The organism is Streptomyces sp. NPDC047917, assembly GCF_043204345.1.
Lineage (GTDB): Bacteria > Actinomycetota > Actinomycetes > Streptomycetales > Streptomycetaceae > Streptomyces > Streptomyces sanglieri.
In genome coordinates this window covers 42811-65012 of sequence record NZ_JBIDCA010000002.1, presented here as the reverse complement: position 1 = coordinate 65012, position 22202 = coordinate 42811, and the positions used below count along the sequence as shown (strand labels likewise).

Annotated in this window: 7 protein-coding genes; all 7 read right to left on the bottom strand. The window is 73.8% G+C overall.

Annotation, left to right across the window (positions count from 1 at the left end; translation table 11 throughout):
* Positions 1–34: 34 nt before the first annotated feature.
* From sbnA to ACGF8B_RS03985, 7 genes are read right to left on the bottom strand one after another with little or no spacing between them, the layout of a single operon-like run.
* Complete coding sequence (gene sbnA / locus ACGF8B_RS04015; RefSeq protein WP_392734575.1) at positions 35–1033, bottom strand: 2,3-diaminopropionate biosynthesis protein SbnA; 999 nt, start codon at positions 1031–1033, stop codon at positions 35–37.
* Positions 1011–7301, bottom strand: coding sequence for an amino acid adenylation domain-containing protein (locus ACGF8B_RS04010; protein ID WP_392734573.1), 6291 nt, complete (start codon positions 7299–7301; stop codon positions 1011–1013). The genes sbnA and ACGF8B_RS04010 overlap by 23 nt, the downstream gene beginning before the upstream one ends.
* Entirely contained in the window at positions 7298–10309 is a 3012-nt protein-coding gene (locus tag ACGF8B_RS04005) for an amino acid adenylation domain-containing protein (RefSeq protein ID WP_392734571.1), read from the bottom strand. The genes ACGF8B_RS04010 and ACGF8B_RS04005 overlap by 4 nt, the downstream gene beginning before the upstream one ends.
* Positions 10303–15219, bottom strand: a complete 4917-nt coding sequence (locus tag ACGF8B_RS04000; protein ID WP_392734569.1) for an amino acid adenylation domain-containing protein — start codon at positions 15217–15219, stop codon at positions 10303–10305. Before ACGF8B_RS04000 ends, ACGF8B_RS04005 begins: the two co-directional genes overlap by 7 nt.
* Entirely contained in the window at positions 15216–20183 is a 4968-nt protein-coding gene (locus ACGF8B_RS03995) for an amino acid adenylation domain-containing protein (protein ID WP_392734567.1), read from the bottom strand. The genes ACGF8B_RS04000 and ACGF8B_RS03995 overlap by 4 nt, the downstream gene beginning before the upstream one ends.
* Positions 20174–21184 carry a TauD/TfdA family dioxygenase gene (locus ACGF8B_RS03990; RefSeq protein ID WP_392734565.1) on the bottom strand — a complete coding sequence of 337 codons (1011 nt, stop codon included), beginning with the start codon at positions 21182–21184 and terminating at the stop codon, positions 20174–20176. Before ACGF8B_RS03990 ends, ACGF8B_RS03995 begins: the two co-directional genes overlap by 10 nt.
* Positions 21181–22194, bottom strand: coding sequence for a TauD/TfdA family dioxygenase (locus tag ACGF8B_RS03985; protein ID WP_392734563.1), 1014 nt, complete (start codon positions 22192–22194; stop codon positions 21181–21183). Before ACGF8B_RS03985 ends, ACGF8B_RS03990 begins: the two co-directional genes overlap by 4 nt.
* Between the last annotated feature and the right edge of the window lie 8 nt (positions 22195–22202).

Genomic DNA, 22202 nt, shown 5'->3' with positions numbered 1-22202 from the left:
GACGCCGCGGCTTCCGCCGTGCGCCCACCGGTGGTCACGGGACAGGCCTCAGCTCTCCGTGGACCGGTCCGCGCGCCGGTCTCGCGATGTCCCGCAGCAGTTCGTCACCGAAGTGGGCGGCGACCCACCCGTCGTCGTAGATGGTGTCCAGATAGGCGTTGCCGAGGTCCGGCGAGATCGCCAGCACCCGGCTGCCCCGTGGCACCCGATGCCCGTGGGCCATGGCCGCCGCGACCACGGTGCCGGTCGAGCCGCCGACGAGCAGGCCGTAGCGGGCCGCGATCCGGCGGCAGGCGACGATGGTGTCCCGTTCGGAGACCAGCACCCGGCGGTAGGCCCCCGGGCCGAAGATCTCCGGAATCCGGCTCGCCCCCATGCCGGGGATCAGCCGGCGGGCCGGCGCGCCGCCGAAGGTGACCGAGCCCAGCACGTCGACCGCGACCACGGCCGGCCGGGGATCGTGGTCCCGGAAGTGCTCCAGGCAGCCCATCAGTGTGCCCGAGGTGCCGACGCCGACGAACAGCCGGTCGGGTACGCCGAACCGCTCGCAGATCTCGGCCGCGGTGCCGTCGCGGTGGGCCGCCACGTTTGCCGGGTTCGCGTACTGGTTCAGCCAGATGAGGCCGGGCTCGGTGGCCAGCCGGAGGCTGATGTAGGAGATCCGGGAGCCGAGGTAGCCGCCGTTGTCGTCCCGTCGTTCGATGACCACCACCTCGGCGCCGAGCGCCCGCATCTGCTGCACGCTGCGGTAGTTGCTGTTGGGGTCGGTCACCAGGGTGAGGCGGTAGCCGCGGGCCGCGCAGATCGCGGCCATCGCGACGCCGAGGTTGCCCGATGTGGACTCGATCAGTTCGGCGCCGGGCCGGAGCAGCCCGGCCCGCTCGGCCGCCTCGATCATGGCGGTCGCGGTCTTCATCTTGATCGACCCGGCCGGGTTGCGGGACTCCAGCTTGAGCCACAGCCCGGCGTGCGGCAGCAGTCCGGTCAGCGGGACGAAGTCCTCGCCCGGGTCAGGCACGGTCGGGTTGCTCATGTGGCGTCTCCGTGGCGGGCGTGAGCAGGGAGGCAAGCAGTCGGGGCCGGGTCCGGTTGAGGTAGTGGCCACCGTCGGGCAGGGTCACCACGCGCGGATCCGCCGCGAGCAGCGCCCAGTTCGGCACGGTGCCCGGCAGATCGGGTGTCACCGGGTCGTCCTCTGCCGCGAGGACCGTGAACGGCCGCGCCAGTGGCCTGCCGTCGCGCAGCAGACCGGCCAGGAGGACGTTGCCGAGCGCGGTGTCGCGGCGCAGGGCGGCCACCTCGTCCGGTGTCGGCGCGGGCCGGTCGCCCGCCTCCGTGCCGGGCACCACCCACTGCCGGACCGTCTCGTCCGGCGCCTGAAGCACCTCGCGCACGGGATGGTCCGCGGGGTCGGCCGATTTGATCGTCTTGCCCACGACGACGACCGACGCCACGCGCTCGGCCGGCAGCCGGTGGGCGAGGGCCAGCGCGGGCCCGGCGCCCGCGCAGTGGCCCAGCAGGGTGAGCGGGCCCGGCACCCGGTCCAGCTCCGTGACCAGGGTGTCGATCATCCGGTGCGGGTCCGGGTCGGTCCCCGGCGGCAGGTCCAGCACCAGGAACCGGACGGGCAGCCGCTCCCGCACGGCCTCGGCGAGCGGCAGGTAGCCGACCGGGGAGCCGCCCGCGTACGGGAAGCACACCACGGTCAGCTCCGGCCGGTCATCCGTCGCGAGCTCGGCGAGGAGGCCGTCGCCGGCCGGTGCGGAGGCCCGTGCCAGTGCCTCGGCCGTGCGGTGCCGCAGCAGGTCGCGTACGCCGAACCGGCCGCCGGAGCGGGCCGCCACGGCCATCGCGCTCAGCGAGTGGCCGCCCAGGTCGAAGAAGTCCCCGTCGGCGCCGACGGCTTCGGCCGGCAGGCCGAGGGCGGTCGCGAACAGTGCGACCGCCTCCCGCTCGGCCGCCGTCGCGGGCGGTCTGGGGCGGTGCCGTTCCGTCTCCGGCAGCGGCAGCGCGGCGATGGCCGGCCGGTCCGCCTTGCCGTTCGCGTTCAGCGGCACCACCGGGAGCCGTCCGATGACGTCGGGCAGCATGTAGCCGGGGAGTTCGCGGGCCAGCTCGGCCCGTGTCCCGGCCGCGTCGAGCCCGGTCCCGCCGCTGTACCGGGCGACCAGCAGGCGCCGCTCCCCCTGGCGGTGGACGAAGACGAAGGCGGCCGTGACGCCGGGCACCCGGGTCAGTGCCTGTTCGATCTCCGGCAGTTCGATCCGGTAGCCGCGCACCTTGACCTGCTGGTCCCGCCGGCCGACGCAGTCGAGCAGCCCGTCCGGCAGCCAGCGGCCGAGGTCGCCGGTGCGGTAGAGGCGGGGGGAGGTGTCGTCGAGGGTGTTGGGCGGGAAGGCGGCGGCCGTCCGCTCCGGGTCGTTGACGTATCCGGCGCCGACCGCCGGGCCGCTGACCAGGATCTCGCCGATCGTGCCGATGGGGACCGCCGCCCCGTTCTCCCCCACCACATGGAGCGTGGTGTTCAGGACCGGGCGCCCCACCGGCACCCGCTCGGCGTCCACCGGCTCCGTGACGATGTGGTGGGTGATGTCGTCGGAGGCCTCGGTCGGCCCGTACGCGTTCACCATGGGCACCCGGTACGCGGCGAACCAGCGCCGGGCCAGGTCCGGCCGGAAGGCCTCGCCGGTGACCATCAGGTGGCGCAGCGGGCCGAGTCCGGCGGGCCGTCCCGGGTCGTCGAGCAGGGCGTCGAGCAGCGACGGCACGACCTCCAGGACGGTCACCCCGGCGTCGCGGACCGTCCGCCACAGGTCAGCCGGCTCGACCACGTCGTCGACGACGACCGACCGGCCACCGGTGAGCCAGGCCGCGAGCAGCTGCCAGACCGAGATGTCGAAGCACTGCGAGGCGGTCTGGGCCACCACGTCGGAGCCGTCGAGCGCGAGGTCCACGATCTTGGCCTGGAGGTGGTTGAGCATGCCGCGGTGGGTCACCGTGGCGCCCTTCGGCTCACCGGTGGAGCCGGAGGTGAAGATGACGTAGGCGGGGTCGTCGCCGGACACGGCCGGGGCCGTGGCGTCCGGCGTCCGGGCACTTCCTTCCTTGAGCACCAGCTCGTACTCCGCCGGCGTGAGCACCGTCCGGCAGTCGGCCCGGTGGACCATGCGGCGGACCCGTTCGTCCGGATCGCCCGGCGCCAGGGGCAGGTAGACGGCGCCGGCCCGGAGGATGCCCAGCACGGCCACCGCCCACGGCAGGCCCCGCGTCATCCGGACGCCCACCGGCTCGCCCGGCCGTACGCCCCGGGCTTCGAGTCCGGCGGCCAGCCGGCGGGACTCCCGGTCCAGCTCGCGGTAGCTGAGCGCGGCCGCCCCGTGGTCGACCGCGACGGCGTCGGGCCGGGCGGCGACCGTGCCGGCGAACCGGTCGAGCACCGTCCCGCCCGGCACCTCGTGGGCCGGCCCGGTCCGCAGGGCGGCCAGCTCCCGTGCCTCGGCGTCGTCCATCAGTGAACGCGCCGCCGGGGACTGCCGGGGGTCGTCGGCCAGCAGTCGCAGGGCGGTCCGGTAGTAGCCGGCGATCCGGTCGATCTGCGGTGCGCCGAAGGCCGAACCGTCGTAGTGCAGGCTCAGGCCGACCGTGCCGTCCAGGGCGTCCCGGAAGAACTCCGCCCGCAGCGGGAACTCGGTCTGGCTGTGCACCGCGACCCGGCGGAGCCGGAACCCGTGCCGGCGGTCGAGGTCGTCCAGCACATGGAAGTGGGTGTAGTTGAAGACCACCTCGAACAGGTCGCGGCCCGCCTCCCGGACCAGCTCGCCCATCGGGAAGCGCCGGTGCGGCAGCAGCTCCACCTCCGACTCGTGGACCCGGCGGATCAGTTCGGTCCAGCTGTCCACGTCGGTCCGCGCCCGCAGCGGCAGGGTGTTGAGGAAGAGCCCGAGGGTGGTGTCCCCGTGCCGTTTCTCCGGGCGGCCGCTGAGTTCGTACCCGGTGGTGACGTCGAGGCGGCCGGACACGAAGGCCAGTACCGCCAGGTGCGCCGCCATCAGCACCGACTTCAGCGGTACGCCGGTCCGGCCGGCGACGGCCATGAGCTCGGCGCCGAGCCCGGCGTCCAGCGCAACGTCGAAGGTGCGCAGTGTCTGTGCCGGGTCCAGGCCGGGGTCCAGCAGCCGGGGCACCCCGGTCAGCTCGGCGCCGTCGAGCACACCGCGCCAGTACGCGCGGTGCTCGTCGGACTCCACGGCGCTGCGCTCCAGCGCGACGAAGCACTCGAAGCCGACCGGCTCGTCGGACCCGGCGGGAGCGCCGGTGCCGGTCAGCTCCCCGTACCGGACGAAGAGGTCGTGCAGCAGCCGGTTCACGCTCCATCCGTCGAGCGCCGCGGCGTGATAGCTCAGCAGCAGGTGCCGGCGGTCACCGCCCAGGTCGCAGACCCGCATACGGACCAGCCCGGGGGTGCAGTCGGGGAAGCCTGCCCGCAGCTCCTCCTCGACCGCCCCTTCGAGGTGGGCGCGCTGCTCCGGTCCGGTCAAGCCGGACAGATCGACGAACCGGCACCAGTCCGGGGCCGCCCGGTGCACCACCTGTACCGGGACCGGCTGCCGCCCGGGGTGGAAGGAGGCGCGCAGCACCGGGTGCCGCCCGGCCACGTCATGTGCCGCGCGCAGGAACAGCGGCCGGTCCAGCGGTCCGTCGTACCGGTACCCGGACACGTCGTGGTAGACCGCCGCGTCCCGGGTGGCGACCTCGTAGAGCAGCCCGCGCTGAAGGTGGGTCAGCGGGTAGGCGTCCACCGCGTCGGCGGGCAGCCCGGCCTGCGCGTCGTCGCCGGTGAGCAGGGCGAAGGGCACCGCCGGCGGGTCCTCGTCCACCTCGGAGACCCGGCGCACCACCCGGGCCAGCGCGGCCACGGTCGGATGGGCGAACAGTTCCTGGAGCGTGAAGTCCAGGCCGGCGGGGCGCGCCGCGGCCAGAGCGCCGATGAACTTGATGGAGTCGATGCCGAGATCGAAGAAGTTGTCCTCGGCGCCGACCGGCCGGCCGCCGAGGACGCCCGAGAAGATTCCGGCGAGGGCGGTCTCCACCTCGCCGCGAGGCGCGCCGCCCCCCGTCCGCCTGCGCAGCCCGGCCAGGGCCTTCAGGTCCCGCTTGCCGTTCGGGGTGCACGGGATCTCGTCGATCCGCAGGATCGTCGCGGGCACCGCGTACGCCGGCAGCCGCTCGGTGAGAGCGGTCCGCACGGTGGCCTCGCTGTCCGGCCCGTCGGCGACCACGAACCCTCGCAGCGTCCCGTCGACGGCGATGGCCGCGCAGTCCCGCACGCCCGCCACCCCGCGCATGACGTGTTCGATCTCGCCGAGTTCGATCCGGTGCCCGCGGATCTTCACCTGGGTGTCCAGCCGGCCCAGGTACTCCACCGAGCCGTCCTCCAGCCACCGGGCGGCGTCGCCGGTCCGGTAGGCGCGCTCGCCGGGTTCCTGGAGGTCCGGCACGAAGCGCTCCGCGGTACGCGCGGGGGCGCGCAGGTAGCCGCGGGCCAGTCCGGTGCCGGCCAGGTACAGCTCGCCCGGTACGCCGATCGGGGCCGGCCGGCCGTCCCGGGTCAGGATCCGCAGGCGCAGGTTGTCGATCGGGACGCCGAGCGGGACCGGCCGGCGCGCGTCGTGGCCGGTGCAGTCGTAGTGGGTGACGTCGACGGCCGCCTCGGTGGGTCCGTACAGGTTGATCAGGGCGGGGCCGCCGTCCGGGTACAGCTCCCGCAGCAGCAGGACGGTCCCGGTGCTGAGCGCCTCCCCGCTGGTGAAGATGCGCCGCAGTCCCTCGGGGCGCCTGCCCCGGAGTCTCGGCAGCATCGCCTGGAGCATCGACGGGACGAAGTGCAGCGTGGTGACGGAGTGTTCCCGGACGCGTTCCAGGATGGCCAGCGGTTCGCGCTCGGCGCCGACCGGCAGGGTGCTCACCGAGCAGCCGGCCATCGACCACCAGAAGATCTCCCAGAGCGAGACGTCGAACGAGACCGGCGTCTTGTGGAGGACGACGTCGTCCTCGACGAGCGGATGGGCCCGCTGCATCCAGGTCAGTCTGTTGACGATGGCCCGGTGCTCGATCATCACGCCCTTGGGCGTGCCGGTCGACCCGGAGGTGTAGATGACGTAGGCGAGGGCGTCCTCGCCCGTGAGGTCCGGCAGGTCCCCGCCGTCCAGCGCCGCGAGCCCGGGGTCGGCCGGATCGACCAGCACCTCGGCGCCCGGGCACTGCGTGCCCACGACGATCCGCGCCCGGCTCTCCTCGATCATGTGCCGGATCCGGGCCGGCGGGAGCGCCACGTCGACCGGCAGGTAGGCGGCGCCCGCCTTGACGATGGCGTAGAGCGCCACCAGTTCGTCCGTGGACCGGGGCACCGCCATCCCGACGATGTCACCGGGTTCCGTGCCCAGTTCGCGCAGCCGCCTGGCCAGCCGGTTCGCCCGCCGGTTGAGTTCGGCGTAGGTGGTGCCGTCGTCGCGTACCGCCACCCGGTCGGGGAACCGCGCGGCCCCGTCCTGCAGGCCGTGGTGCAGGAGGACGCCCTCGGTCCGGGGCCGGCCGGTCCGGTTGACCGCGGCGAGCAGTTCGGCCTCGGCGGGGTCCATGGAGGTGAGCAGGGGGCCCACCGTGCCCGGTCCGACCGGGTCGAGCAGCCCGGTGAGGATCGCGGTGAACGCGCGTGCCAGCCGGTCGGCCGTCGACGCCAGGAACAGATCGGTGCGGTAGCGCAGCGACAGCCGGCCGGCCGTCACCGAGAGGCCCAGGGTGCTCCCGGCGGGCAGTCGCTCCGTGTCCGCGGCCACGACGGCGAAGTCGGTGGGGACGACGCCCGCGCGCCGGAGCAGCGCCTCGGGTGACGCATCGAGGTTGCGTGCCCCGGTGAGGTACGTCCTGCGCACGTCGGACAGCAGTTGCCGACAGGTCTGCCCGGGGTCGACGACGATCCGCACCGGGAGGACCCGTCCGCCGGAGTCGGCCAGCACGCAGACGTCCCTGGTGTCCGTCCGCACGGCAGCGAGCAGCGCGGTCACCGCCGTCGTCAGCACCTGGAGCAGGGTGGGGTCGTCACGTGTCAGCGCGGTCGTCCGCGCGACCACGGAGGGGTCGAGCGCGGCCGTCGCGGTCGCTGTCGGCCGGTCGTCCCGTTCCGTCCGGAGCAGGTCCCGGCAGAGCAGAGTGGCTTCGGGCAGCGCGTCGATCCAGCGGAGCCAGTACGACGTCTCCTCGGGGAACTCGTGCAACGCCCGCCCGGCGATCACATTGGTCACTGCATCGCTCCGAAATCGAAATCTGCCTCGTCGGCGTGGTCTGGGGCTGCCGTGCCGCGCAGCACCGGACCGTCCGGCGCGGTGTCGAGCTCCGCGACCGCGGCCAGCACGGCGTCCAGGAGGTGGGTGGCGGAGTCCGGCGCGTACAGGTCGGTGGCGTATTCCAGGTCCACGACGAGGCGGTCCGGGTGGGCGTGGGCCTGGAGGTTGAGGTCGAACCGGGGGCTGCCGGTCGGCAGCAGCTCCAGGCGGGCGCTCAGGTTCCCGGCGGCGAACGCGTAGATGTCCATGTTCTGCAGGGCCAGGAACGCGTCGAACAGCGGATTGCGGGTGCCCGGCCGCCCGCCCCGGGCGGCGGCCAGGTCATCGAACGCGAAGTGCTGGCGGTCCAGGGCCCGGCGGTGCTCGGCGTCGAGGCCGGCCACCAGGTCGGCCAGCCGCATGCCGGGGGTGGTGCGCACCGGTATGGGCACGGTGGTGACGAACATCCCGACCGTGTCGGCCAGATCGGGGTGCGACCGCCCGTGCATCGGCACGCCGATCACCAGGCCGGTCAGGCCGCCGGTCCGGAGCAGAGTGGTCGCGTACGCGGCGAGCAGCACCACGAACGGGGTGGTGCGGTGCGACCGGGCGACCCGGGTCAGCAGGGACGTGGCCACCGGGTCGCGGCGCACGCGCGCACCGGTGTCCCCGGGGCGCGGCGGGCGCGGAAGGTCGGTGACGAAGGTGCCCGCTCCCGGCATGCCGTCCAGCCGGCCGAGCCAGTGGTCGTGGTCGCGGCCGGCCCGTTCGGCGCACCACGCGGCCGCGTCCGGCCAGCGCACCGCGGGCCGGGCGACGGCGCCTCCCTCGTGCAGCTCCAGCAGTTGCTGTACGAGTACGCGCACCGAGACGCCGTCGGCGATCAGGTGGTGCAGGTCGAGATAGAGGCGGGGACCGGCGAGCCGGGCGCGGATCAGCGGCGGCACCGCGGGGTCGAACGGCCTGATGAATCCGGCGAGTTCCGTGGCCGGATCGCCGGGCGGTACGGTCTCGCACTCCAGCTCCGCCTCGTCCAGCACCTGCTGGCGCAGCCCGGTGGCATCGACGAAGAGCCGGGTGCGCAGGGCGTCGTGCCGGCGGACCAGGGTCCGCAGCGCGGCGCGCAGCCGCTCGGGGTCCACCGGGCCGTCGAAGTCGATCCGGACCGGGATGTTGTAGGCGAGCGAGGCGGGTCGGGCCTGCCACAGGGCGTAGAGGCCGCGCTGGCCGGGGTGGGGCACCCCGGTCGGGCCGGTGCCGGCCGGGATCGGCCCGACCCCCGCCGGGGCGTCGGCCAGCCGCCGGGCCATCCCGCGCAGTGTGCTTGCCGCGTAGGCGTCGGCGAACCGGAGGCTGCGCCCCATCCGCCGGTCGATCAGGTCGAGCAGCCGGGCCAGCTTCAGCGAGTCGCCGCCGGCGTCGAAGAAGTCGCTGTCCGGGTCGAGGTCCTCCGTGCGGCAGCCGAGCGCGGCGGCCCACAGCCGGGGCAGGGTCGGCTCGCCCTCGTCGGGCGTCTCCCCGGCCACGTCGGCGGGCACCGGCAGCCGGGCGTTGTCCACCTTGCCGGACGGTCCGAGCGGCAGTTCGTCCAGGACGATCAGGTGCGCCGGCCGCAGATACCCGGGGAGCAGCCGGGCGAGCGCCGACCGCAGGGGGCCCGCGCCGGTTCCGTCGGTGACCGCGTACGCGGTCAGCCGGGCCTCCCCCGCCGCGTCCCGGCGGGCGATCGTGTGCGCCCGCCGCACCTGCGGCAGTGTGCGCAGGGCCGCGGTGACCTCGGCGGGTTCCACGAGGTTTCCCGCGATCTTGACCTGCTGGTCGGCCCGGCCGTGGAAGTGCAGCACGCCCGCCGCGTCCCGGGTGACCCGGTCACCGGTGCGGTACCGGCCGTCGCGGAAACGGGTCGCGGTCAGTTCCGGGTCGTTCAGATACCCCCGCGCGACGCCGTCCCCGCCGACCCACAGCTCCCCCTCGACGCCGTCCGGGACGGGATCGCCCCGGTCGTCGCAGACGAACAGGGCGGTGCCCTCGATCGCGGAGCCGATCGGGATCGGCTCGGGCACCGGCCGGGTGACCCGGTGCACGGTCGTGAACGTGGTGTTCTCGGTCGGCCCGTACCCGTTGTAGAGGTCGAGCCCGGGGCAGTGTCCGAGCACCCGGGAGGCGTGCCGGGGCGAGACCACGTCGCCGCCGGTGATCAGCGTCCGGAGGCCGGCGAACATGGCCGGGTCGTGATCCGTCATGCGGTGGAACAGCGGCGCGGTCAACCAGGCGAACGTGATCCGCTCGCGCCGCAGGAACGCGCCGTACAGCGCCGGACGGGCCATGGTCTCCGTGGTGGCGATGTGCAGGGCCGCGCCGTTGAGCAGGGCGCCCCAGATCTCCAGGGTGGCCGCGTCGAACTCCGGGGCGGCGCCGTGCGCGATCCGGTCCTGCGCGCGGAAGCCGGCGTAGCGCGCGCCGCAGACCAGCCGGATCACTCCGGCCTGGCCGACCACCACGCCCTTGGGCTCGCCGGTGCTGCCGGAGGTGAACATGACGTACGCCGGCACGTTCTCGTCCGGCGCGGCCGGGGCGGCACCGCCGTCCTCCGCGTCGCGCACCTGTGCCGCCGTGACGAGCCGCGCCGGTGCCGGGACGGCCGACGCGTCCGGTGCGGTCCCGTCGCCCGTACCCACCACGAGGCGCAGCCCCGCCTTCGCCACGATCCGTCCCAGCCGGGCCGCCGGGTAGGCCGGGTTGAGCGGCACGTACCCGGCGCCGGCCAGCACCGTGCCGACCACCGCCGTGACGTACCCGGCCGACCGCTCGCCCGCGATGCCGACGAGCTCGCCCCCGAGCACTCCTGTGCGGGCCAGCCCGCTCGCGAACGCCTCGGCGTCCGCGAGCAGTTCGGCATAGGTGCGCACCTCCCCGTCCTCGGCCAGAGCGATGCGGTCCGGGTGCCGGGCGGCCTGCGTCCGGAACCGCTCGGCGATCGTCACCACCCGGTGTCGCCCTCGTCGGCGGAGAGCCGCTCGGCCAGGTCGTCGATGCCCGCCTCCCGGGCCCGGCGCCACACCTCGGCGGTGAAGCCGGCCAGGGTCGGGTGCTCGAACACGGCCCGTACCGGCACCGTCAGGTCCAGCAGGTCGGAGAGGGTCAGGGTGATGTCCATGGCCAGCAACGAGTGTCCGCCGAGCTGGAAGAAGTCGTCGTCGGGACGTATCTCCTCCAGGTCCAGCAGCTGCTCCCACATCCGGGCGACGGCCGGCAGCACCGCCGTGTCCGGCGCGGCGTCGTCGTCGGCGCGCTCGGCCCCGGCGTCCCCGGAGTCCCCGGCCGACCAGGGCAGGCCGAACTCGGCGACCCGGCACTGCGGGTGCTGCGCCGCCTCGGTCAGCACCTGGAGCCAGCCCGCGGCGATCGCCTCGACGGTGGCGGCGTCGAAGACGTCGGTCCGGTAGCCGAAGGAGGCCCGCAGCTCGCTCCCGGCGTGCTCGACCGCCAGGTCCAGATCGAACTTGGCCGTCGAGTACTCGGTCGGCACCGCCGAGACCTCCAGCCCCGGCAGGGTGAGATCGGCGTCCTCCTCGTCGTCCACCCCGAACAGCACCTGGAACAGCGGGTGGTGGCGGGCGTCGCGCCGCGGGCCGATCTCCTGGACCACCCGTTCGAAGGGCACGTCCTGGTGCTCGTACGCGCCCAGGGCGGTCTCCCGCACCCGGTCGAGGACCTCGGCGAAGGCCGGGTCCCCGGCGAGGTCGATGCGCAGCCCCACGGTGTTGACGAAGAAGCCGAGCAGCGGCTCCAGCTCCAGCCGGGTGCGACCGGCGGTGGGCGTGCCGATCACCAGATCGTCCTGCCCGGTGCGGCGGGCGAGCAGCACGCCGAACGAGGCCAGCAGGGTCATGAACAGCGTCACGCCGTGCGCCCGGCTGAGGCCGAGCAGTTCGCGGTGGACGTCCGGGGGGACGGTGACGGTGACGCTCGCCCCGTCCACGCCTCCCGCGCCGGCGGTCCGCGGACGGTCCAGCGGCAGGGCCAGCACCTCGGGCGCGCCGGTCAGCCGGTCCTTCCAGTAGGCGAGCTGTCGCCGGCCGTCCGGCCCGGCGAGCCAGTCGCGCTGCCACACCGCGAAGTCGGCGTACTGGATCCGCTGCTCCGGCAGGGCCGGCGCCCGGTCCTGGACGGCGGCCGCGTAGAACTCGCCGAGCTCCTTGTGCAGCACCGACGACGACCAGCCGTCGGTGACGATGTGGTGCTGGGTCAGCAGGAACACGTGCTCCTGCTCGCCGAGGGTGATCAGCATGGTCCGGATCAGCGGCCCGCGGGCGAGGTCGAACGGCTCCCGCTCGTCGGCCCGGATCAGCATGCCGAGCGCCTCGGCTCGCTGGGCCGGGGGCAGTTGGGAGAGGTCGCGGCGGCCCAGCGGCACCTGGAGGTCCTTCACGACCGTCTGGTGCAGCCGGCGGTCGGACCAGGAGAAGACGGTACGCAGGATCTCGTGCCGGGCGACGAGGGAGCGCACCGCCTCTTCGAGCGCGTCCGCCCGCAGTGGCCCGTTCAGCCGCAGCACCACGGGCACGTGGTAGCTGACGTCGCCGCCGTTGAGCCGGTCGAGGAACCAGAGCTGTTCCTGGGCCGGCGACGCGGGGAGCGCCGCCCCGTCGCGCGGCACGGTGGCGATGGCCTGTTCCTGCCCCTGGTCCGCGCGGGTGGTCAGCTCCGTGGTCAGCGACGCGACCGTCGGGTACTGGTAGATGGTCCGCAGCGGCACCTCCCAGTGCAGCGAGCGCCGGATGCGCGAGGCGACCTGGGTGAGCATGAGCGAACTGCCGCCGAGGGCGAAGAAGTTGTCGTTGCGGCCGACGCGGTCGACCCGCAGCACCTCCGCCCAGATCTCCGAGAGCCGGCGCTCGACCGGCGTCCGGGGCGGCAGGTAGTCGCCGGTGCCGTCGTCGGCGGTGGCCGGCTCGGGCAGCGCCCGCCGGTTGATCTTCCCGTTCGCGTTGAGCGGGAGCTCGTCCAGCACCATGATCACCGACGGGATCATGTAGGCGGGCAGCCACTCGGTCAGGTAGGTCACCAGGTCGACCGCGGCCTCGCCGTCCAGCAGTGTCGCGTAGCCGACGAGCCGTGCGTCGCCGCCGGCCGCGGTCGGGCGTACCACCACCACGGCGTTGTCGACCGCCGGGTGCCCGCGCAGCGCCGACTCGATCTCGCCGAGCTCGATCCGGAAGCCGTTGACCTTCACCTGGTTGTCGATCCGGCCGAGGATCTCCAGCACCCCGTCCGGGCGGAACTTCGCCAGGTCGCCCGAGCGGTACATCCGGGCCCCGGGCACGCCCGAGAACGGGTCGGGCACATACCGGCTCGCGGTCAGCCGGGTGTCCCGGTGGTAGCCGCGGCCCACGCCCACCCCGCCCACGTACAGTTCGCCCGGCACCCCGACCGGCTGCGGCTGCTGCCGCTCGTTGAGCACGTGGAGCTGGGTGTTGGCCGTGGGCCGGCCGATCGGCACGATGCCGTCCTCGCTCGTCGGGCCCTCGTGCCGGGCGAGCGTGGCGTTGTCGATGGCGGTCTCGCTGAGCCCGTACGCGGCCACGATCTGGGTGTCGTCCCGGCAGAGGTCGCGGATCCGCAGGTAGTCCCGGGAGTACCAGATGTCGCTGCCGGCCACCAGCAGGTCGAGGAAGTCCAGCCGCAGGCCTGCGTCCTGGAGGTGGTCCGCCAGCGCCGCGAGGATGGGGGTGATGAACTCGGCGCTGTTCACCTCCTCCCGCACCATCAGGGCGTGGAGATCGGGCGGGGACATCACCGTCTCGTGCGGGACGACGACCAGCTTCGCCCCGCTGAACAGGGCCCGGGTCGCGTCCGCGACGAAGATGTCGAAGGCGAAGCTGGTCATCTGCAGGTGCGAGCGCATCGGCGTGTCCCGCAGATACGTGTGCTCCCAGAAGCGGAAGTAGTTCGCGTAGTTGCGATGCGTGACCATCGCGCACTTCGGTGTGCCGGTGGAGCCGGACGTGTAGAACATGCACGACAGCTGGTCCGGGTCGATGGTGACCTCGGGCGCGGTCGCCGGCATCGCCTCCAGTGCCGCCCGTTCCTCGTCGAGCAGCAGCACGGCGCCCGCCGGCACGGGGACCTCGCGGACCGTGGCGGCGGTGCTCACCACGACCGGCACGGCCGCGTGGCCGAGCATGTACTCCAGCCGGTCGCTCGGATAGTCCGGGTCGAGCGGTACGTAGACGCCACCGGACTTCAGTACGCCGAGGAAGGCGACGACGACGTCCACGCCGCGCTCCATGCACACGCCGACCGGGGTCTCCGCGTCCACGCCCCGGCTGCGCAGCAGGTGCGCCAGCTGGTTGGCCCGGCGCTCCAGCTCGGCGTAGTCGATCCGGTCGGAGCCCTTGACCACGGCGGGTGCGTCCGGTGTACGGGCCGCCTGCGCGTCGAACAGCTCCGGCATGGTCAGCGGGTCGCCGATGTCCAGCGCGGTGTCGTTCCAGACCGTGAGCTGCTGCTCGCGCTCCGCCGGGGTCAGCATCGGCTGCGCGGCGAGCGGGGTGTCCGGGGCGTCGAGCAGTGCGCCGAGCAGCTGCACCCAGTGGCCTGCGGCGCGCTGTGCCGTCCGCGCGGTGAACAGGTCCCCGGCGTACTCGATCTCGCCGCGGAAGACGTCGCCCTGCTGGATCAGGTCCAGGCTGAGGTCGAACTTGGCCGAGACCTGGGTGTCGGTGAGGGTGTCCACGGTGATGCCCGGCAGCCTCAGCTCGCCGGTCAGCTCGGCGGTCTGGAGCCCGAAGCTGGCCTGCACCAGCGGTGAGTAGCTCGGGTCGCGGTCGGCCTGCACCGCCTGCACGACCTCGTCGAACTGCACGTCCATGTGCTCGAAGGCGCCGTAGACCGCCTCGGCGGCCGCGGTGACCAGGTCGTCGAAGCCGAGGTCGGGTGCGACGTCGACCCGGATCACCAGGGTGTTGACGAAGCATCCGATCAGATCGTCCAGATCGGGGTCGGGGCGGCGGACCACCGGGATGCCGACGGCGAGGTCCCGCTCGCCGGTGTAGCGGGCGAGCAGCGCGAAGAACGCGGAGAGCAGCACCACGAACGGGGTCGCGCCCCGGTCCCGGCCGAACTCCTCGACCCGGCGGGCCAGTTCCGCGTCCATCTCGAACTCGGCGACCGATCCGCGGTAGCTCTGCACCGCTGGGCGGGGGTGGTCCGTGGGCAGTTGCAGCGTCGGCGGGAGCGGGGCCAGCCGGTCCTGCCAGTAGCGCAGCTGCTCGTCGAACTCCTGCGACCGGGCGCGTTCGGCGAAGTCGGCGTACTGCACCGGAAGTTCGGGCAGCACGGGCGCCCGGCCCGCGAGGTGTGCCGGGTACAGCTCGCTCAGTTCGGAGAGCAGCACGGCGGCGGAGGAGCCGTCGAAGACGATGTGGTGGAACGTCAGCGCCAGCACATGGTCCTCGGGGCCGCAGCGCACCACGGCCGCCCGCAGCGGGGCCTGGCGGGCCAGGTCGAACGGCGCGTGGGTCTCCTCGTCGAGCACCTCGCGCAGTCGCCGGTCCCGGTCGGGGTCGGCGGCTGTGTCGTGGACCGGCAGCGGCACGTGGGCGCCCTCGGCGACCACCTGCACCGGCACGCCGGCACGGTCCAGGAACCGGGTGCGCAGGATGTCGTGCCGGGCGACGACGTCGCGCAGGCACCGTTGCAGCACACCGATGTCCAGCGGGCCGCGCAGCCGCAGCAGCAGGGGGATGTTGTAGAGCGAGCTGTCCGGGTGCAGGCGGTGCATCAGCCACAGGTGCTGCTGCGCCGCCGAGAGCGGCCGGTCCTGCCCGGACGGCGCGGCGGCCGGTCCGGCGGTGTCCGGCCGCTGCCGCCGCTTGCGCGGAACAATGCTCATCGGGGGTCCTCCACGGTGTGCATCGGCGCGACGGCCGCGTCCAGTTCGGCGCGCAGTGCGCCGGCGTAGGTGTCGAGCAGGTCCGCGCCGACCGGTTCGGGGTCGTACTGGACGGTCACCCGCAGGCGTCCGTCGGCGATCTCCGCGTGGGTGGCGATCGCGAAGCCCACGTCGGTGACGCGGTCGCGTTCCCGGATCACCTGGGCACCGTCCGGTTTGCCGGCCGGCTCGAACTGGACGAAGTTGAAGAACGTGTCGAACAGCGGGGTGCCGGTGCCGCACTGCTGGATGTCCACCAGCGGAAGGGCGTGGTGGCCGATCAGGGCCTGCTCGGCCCGCCACAGGTCGGCCGGCCCGTCGGCGGCCGTCGCCGGGACCGGCACGGTGTTCAGGAACAGGCCCAGCGTCCGGTCGCCGCCCTCCTCCCCGACACGCCCGTTCATCACCAGTCCGGTGACCACGTCGTCGCGTCCGGCCGCGGCGGCCAGTGCCCGTACGTGCGCGGTGAACAGCAGTGACTTCACCGGCACCCGGGCCGCCTCGGCGGCCCGGCCGAACACCTCGGCGGGCACCTCGTCGTACTCGATGACGTGCGCCCGGCTCATCCGCGGGCGGACGCTGCCGGCCAGGAGCAGCGGCCGGACCCCGGCCAGGGACTCGCGCCAGTACCGGCGGGTGTCCTCGTCGGTCTGCGCGGCGAGCTCCGCCTCGACATAGCGGCGGTAGGGCAGCGTCGGCGCCGGTTCCGCCTGCCGGCCGAGCCGGCAGCGGTCGTACTCGGCGAGCAGCTCCTCGGTCATCAGCTGGAGGCTCAACCCGTCGAGTACACCGTGGAAGTGGGTCTGCACCAGTTCGAAGGTGTCCGGGCCGGTCCGCAGCGCGGTCAGCCGCAGCATCGGTGCCCGCCAGTCGAAGTGCGCGGCCTGTTCCTCCGCGACGAGCCCGGCGACCCGCTCCTCGCGCCCGGACTCGGTGAGCCCGGTCAGGTCCTCCGCGCGGCAGGGGATCTCGACGCGTTCGTGCACCAGTTGCAGCGGCGTCCGGTATCCGGCGAGGTCGAAGGAGGTACGCAGCGCCTCGTGGCGGGCGGCCAGCCGGTCGGCGGCGGTCCGCAGTGCGTCCGGGTCCCATTCGCCGCGCACCGTGACCACGGTGACGACGTGGTAGCTGTCGCTGTCCGGCGAGGTCTCGGCGTGGTACACCATGGCGAGCTGCAGCGCGGTCATGGGGTACGCGTCCACGACGTCGCCGGCCAGTTGCCCGCGGTCCGCCGGGTCGATCAGGTCGAAGGCGTTCCGTTCGGGAGCGGCCGGCTCCCCGCCGGTGTCCTCGTGGCCGGTGATCTCGGCGGCCAGGGCCCGGATCGTCACGGCGCGGAAGACCGTGCGCAGCGGGAACCGCAGCCCGGCACGCCCGGCCACCGCCCGCATCCGGATGGCCCGGATCGAGTCCCCGCCCAGCGCGAAGAAGTCGTCGTCCACGCCGATCCCGGTACGGCCCAGCACCTCTTCCCAGACCGCGACGAGCGCGCGTTCGTCGTCGGTGGCGGGCCCGGTGACGACCCGGTCCTGCCGCCCGGGGGCGGGCAGCGCGGCGCGGTCGACCTTGCCGTTGGCGGTCAGCGGCAGTTCGTCCAGGTAGACCACGTCGGCCGGGACGAACGGCTCCGGCAGCCGCTGCGCGACCCACTGCCGCAGCAGTGCCGCGTCGGGTACGGCCAGGGGCGGCTCGGTGATCGGCCGGGGGTCGTCGCGGTACTCCGGGCGGACCGCGTAGACGGCGTGCCGGTCGGTGCCGACGAGCAGTTCGTCCTGTTCGGTCACCACGTCGAAGCCGCGGGCGCGCAGATACTCCGCGATCTGCGCGGTCCGGCCGTCCGGGGCGCCGCCGGTGTCGTCGTGCACCTCCAGCGCGATCTGCTGGACGAGTGCGAGGTGTGCGTCGTCGATGCCGTGCAGGACGTCGAGCTCGGCCCGCTGCACGTCGATCTTGAGCAGGTCGACACGGGTCACGTCGGTCTCGGCGAGCACGTCCGAGAGACGGCGCAGGGTGACCTGCTCGGTGTTCGGGGTGAACCGTTCGGCCAGTACCTCCGAGACCTCGCCGAACAGGGCCTCGTCGCGCCGGTTGGTGAGGAAGCGCTTGACCACCGACAGCTCCGCGGCCGGGTCGGCGTACGCGGCCAGTCCGGACATCATCGAGTAGCCGGGGTACACGGTGAACGACGCGGTGCCGGCCCGGTCGGACAGGCCGATGGGGAACAGTTCGATGCGGCTCCGGCGGCCCTGCGCGTTCTTCCTGAGCAGCTCGTAGGGCTCGGGCAGCGGTTCGAACGCCAGGATCCGCGCGCCGGGGCAGGTCGCGTCGACGAAGCGGGCGAACATGCCGATGTTCGCGCCCACGTCCAGCACCACGGCGTTCTCGCGCAGTGTGATGCCGCCCTGCAGGTAGGTGCGCTGGACGAAGATCTCGTCGAAGAGGTAGCGGGTCTCGTGCGGGTTCACCCCGACGAGGTCGTCCAGCAGTCCGGAGGTCGCCTCCGGCCGCGGCACCACGTAGGCGGTGAGCCGGTCCGGGGCCGTGGAGGCTCCCGGTGCCGGCCGCCGGTCGACGACCGCGCGGGCGAGGGCCGGATGCGCCTGGAGGGCGGCGGCCACCTCGCCCGGTTCCAGACGGTGCCCATTGATCTTGATCTGGTCGTCCAGCCTGCCCAGGTACGCGATCCGGCCGTCTTCGAGGAACCGGACCCGGTCCCCGGTGCGGTACGCGCGGACCTGGTCGATCTCGGTGAAGCGGGCGGCGTCGGCCTCGTCGTCGCCCCAGTAGCCGCGGGCCACCTGGGGTCCGGCGACCACGAGTTCGCCGGCGCAGCCGGGCGGCACCGGCAGGCCCTTCGGGTCCACCACGTGGACCCGGAGTCCGGGCAGCGGCCGGCCGATGGACGGGGTGTCCGCCGCGTCGACGCGGGCCCAGGTGGCGTCCACCGTGCACTCCGTCGGGCCGTACAGGTTCACCGCACGCACCCCGTCGAGGCCGGCGAGCTCCTGCCACAGCGTCTCGTCGACCGCTTCCCCGCCGACCAGGAGCAGCTCCGGCAGGCGCTGGCCGGGCTCCCGGCCGTCGAGGATCAGACGCAGGTGCGACGGGGTGCAGTCGAGCACCCCGGCCCGGTGCCCGGCGAGCCAGTCCAGCAGGGCCGGGACGTCCCGGCGGGTCTCCTCGCCCACCAGGCACAGGGTGCGCCCGGCCGCGAGCTGCAGCAGCTGCTTGACCGAGGCGTCGAAGCCGAGCGACGCGTTGACCGCGACCCGCAGCCCGTCCGGAGCGTCGGCGTAGACGGTCTCCTGGAGGGCCCCGTACAGGCCGACCGCGTTGCGGTGCTCCACCACCACCGGCCGGGCGGCACCCGTCGAGCCGGAGGTGAAGATGATGTACGCCGGGTCCTGCGGCCCGGGCCGGACGCGTTCGCCGCCGGTCGCCGGGGCGGTGCCGTCGAGCGCCAGTGTGGGCAGCTGCGCGGCGAGGGCGCGCAGCGCCGCCCCGCCGGGCGTGCCCAGCACGAGTGCGGCGTCCACCGCCCGCGCCTGGGCGGCGAGCCACGCGGTGGGGTGGACCGGGTCGAGCGGGACGTAGACCGCACCGGCGCGCAGCACGCCGACGAAGGCCGCGATCACCGACGCGGACCGTTCGCCGAGCACGACCACCCGGTCTCCGGGGCGGACGTCGCGCTCGCGGAGCCGGCCGGCTATCGCGTCCGCGGCGCGGTCGAGTTCGGCGAAGGTGAGTGTGCCGTCGGGGGCGATCACCGCGGGGTCCGTCCCCGTCGCCGCGCCGAAGGCGTCGTCGAGCAGGTCCACCAGGGTCTGCCCGGCGTACGGGCCGGCCACGCCCGCCCAGCGGGCCAGTGCCCGGGTCTCGGTGGGCCCGGCGCCGCCGCCGGCCAGCTCTGCCACCACGGATTCGAGCAGCATCCGCCCGGCCGCCGCAGCGGTGCCGGACCCGGCGGTGTGGAGCGTCAGCCGCAGCCGGTCGTCCGCCACGACGCACTCCAGGTGCGGGCCGGTGGCGGGCGGCGCGGAGCGCACCGACACGTCCTCGGCGCCCAGCGCGGTGAGCGCTTCGGCGCCCGGCTGCGGATGCATGGCGAATCCGGCGGCCGCGGTCCGGTCCAGCGGAGCGACCCGGAGGCTGCGGCCGCGGGCCTCGGTGAGCAGCGGGGCGAGGGCGGTGTCGTCGGCGTCCCGGGGCAGGTCGATCACGACGAAGCAGCCGAGCGGCCCGATCACCCCGGTGGTTCCGTCGGGGTGGCGGCCCGAGTCGTACCAGGCGATCGCGAGCGGCTCGGTGCCCGGGTCGAGGTAGCGGCCGAGCGCCCGCAGCCAGGCCCCGAGCACCCGCGGCTCCGGGTCGGCGTCCGGCAGCGGGCACTCGATCGTCAGGTCCGCGGGCGTGTCGTCCCGGTGCGGCAGCGTCACCGAGGTGACGGCGCCGGGCGCCGGGGGCACGTCGCCGGAGGCCTCGTCGGCCTGCCACTCGGCGACGTCCAGGAACTGGATGCGGTCGGGGTCCTCGGCCGGCGGCGTGCCGAGGTAGTGCGCCGCGAACTCGTCGAGGAACAGGGTCAGGCTCTCCCGGTCGGCGACCAGCACCGAGGCGTCGACGGTCAGCCGGTCCGCCGCGAGGGTCACGGTCACCGGCGCCGCGTCGGCGGCCCCTTCGGCGTCGCGGACCGGCAGCACGGTGTCCTCGTCGACGACCTGGATCGGCATGCCGGTGCCGGTCAGGTCACCGATGCGCAGCCGCAGCGTCTCGTGCCGGGCGACCAGTGCGGACAGTGCGCGCCCGGCCCTGTCCCGGTCTAGGGGCGTCGCGGTCCGCAGCTCTGCGGTGACGCGGCCGTCCCGGTCGTGGGCCCAGTGCCAGCGCTGCTGGGTCGAGAGTCGGTAGCTTTCGGTTACGGACACGGCAGCGCTCGATTCACATGGAGATCCGACATGGCAACAAGGGTCCGGCGCTCGCCGGTGAACGGCTCTCGGCCGTGCGTGGCCAGGAAGTTGTCCACCATCAGGACGTCACCGCGCTGCCACGGGAAGGAGACCGCCGTCTCCTGGTACAGGTTCCGGATCAGCTCGACGACGCCCGGCTCGATCGGTGAGCCGTCGCCGTAGTAGGCGTTGCGGGGCAGCCCCTCCAGGCCGAATTCGCCGATGAGCGTCTCCGCCACCTCCGAGGGCATGTTGGAGACGTGGAACAGATGGGTGTGGTTGAACCACACCTGCTCGCCGGTGCGCGGGTGCGTGGCCATCGCCTGACGCACGGCGCGGGTCCGCAGCCCGTTGCCGCCGGTCCAGTGGAATTCGGTGTTCGACGCTCGGCAGTAGGCCTCGACCTCGGCCCGGTCCGAGGTCTGGAACACCTCCTGCCAGGGCAGGTCGAGGTCCTCGCCGTAGTTGCGCACGTACATCACGCCGTGCCGCAGGAACCGCTCGCGGATCTCCGCCGGCAGCCGCGGGGTGAACCGGCGCTCGCCGGCCAGCGGGGTGGCGCCGCCGGTCTCCGCGGGGAGGTCGCAGTAGAAGTACAGCCGGCTGGGCCAGTTGTGCGCGTAACTCATCTCGTGGTGCAGCGGAATGACCTGGTCGGAGGCGAACTCCGTGGACGTGAAGACCTTGTCGGCGACTTCGTCGCGCGGTGCCGCCCGCTCCAGGTACCCGAGCAGGTCGGGGCTGACCCCGCGGGCGGCGGCCCCGAACGATTCCGGGTCGGGCACCGAGAAGCCCCGGAACAGGATGGCGCAGTACCGGTCGAGGTCGGCGAGGATCTCCTCGCGGTGGGCCGCCACGTACGGTGCCAGCGGAGCGCCGTCGTCGCTCCGCAGCACCAGGCAGAAGTCGTCGTCGACGAACGAGCGGCGGATCGGGTCGGCGCCGGTGCGCGGACGCCGCCGTACGGGACCGGGGGTCATCGGGCGGCTCCGGTCTCCGCGGCCGAGGACCATCGGTCCGCCATCGCGGTCAGGATGCGGCGCGGGCCCTCGAAGGGCTCCCGCGCGTGTGCGGCGAGCATGTTCTCGACGAGCAGGACGTCGCCCTGCTGCCAGTCGAATCCCACGGTCTCGGCCCGGTAGGCCTCCCGGATCGCGGCGACGGTCCGTGCCGGGATCGCGCTGCCGTCCCCGAAGTAGGTGTGGTACGGCAGGTTCTCCTCGCCCACCGCGGCGAGCAGCCCGTCGCCCACCTCGTCGGCGAGCGCGGCGTTGTTGAAGAACAGCGCGTGGTTGAACCAGGTCTCCTCCCCGGTACCCGGGTGCCGTCGGATCGCCGGCCGGACCTGCCAGGTCCGCAACTGCTCGTCGCTCACCCACTCGCAGGAGATGTCGTGCTGCGCGCAGTACGTCTCCACCTCGGCACGGCTGCCGGTCTGGAACGCCTCCTGCCAGCTCAGGCTGATGCCGGGCAGGTAGTTGCGGACGTAGCGCACACCGAGCTCCCGGAAGCGGGCGACCGTCGGTGCGTCGAGCCGGGCCAGCACCCGTCTGCTGTCGGCGAGCGGGGTGCGGCCGCCGGTGGTGGCCGGCCGCTGGCAGCAGAAGACGATCCGCACGGGCCAGTCCAGCGTGTACGACTGCTCGTTGTGCAGGGCGATGTGCTGGTCGGCGGGGTGGTCGGTGGAGGTGTAGACCCCCTGGGTGATCTCGTGCCGGGGCGAGGAGCGCTCGCCGTAGTCCAGTACGTCGCGGGAGAGCGCCGCCATGACACTGCGGAAGGCTTCCGGTGAGTCGATGCCGAAGCCCCGGAAGAGCACGGCACCGCTGTCGTGGGCGAGCCGGGTGACGGTCTCCGTGTTGCCCGGGAGCCAGGACACGAGGTCGGCCGCGCCGGTGCCGAGCACCAGGGCCGGCAGGCTGCCTCCCTGCCATCGGGGGGTCACCGTGACGGGGTTCGTACGGGCACTGCGGCGGGATGGCGCGGTCATTTCACTCC

What these genes read in the sequence shown, in the direction of transcription:
- ACGF8B_RS03985 (WP_392734563.1), bottom strand. Translation starts at nt 22,194, where the DNA reads ATGACCGCGCCATCCCGCCGCAGTGCCCGTACGAACCCCGTCACGGTG.
- ACGF8B_RS04000 (WP_392734569.1), bottom strand. Translation starts at nt 15,219, where the DNA reads ATGAGCATTGTTCCGCGCAAGCGGCGGCAGCGGCCGGACACCGCCGGA.
- ACGF8B_RS03990 (WP_392734565.1), bottom strand. Translation starts at nt 21,184, where the DNA reads ATGACCCCCGGTCCCGTACGGCGGCGTCCGCGCACCGGCGCCGACCCG.
- sbnA (WP_392734575.1), bottom strand. Translation starts at nt 1,033, where the DNA reads ATGAGCAACCCGACCGTGCCTGACCCGGGCGAGGACTTCGTCCCGCTG.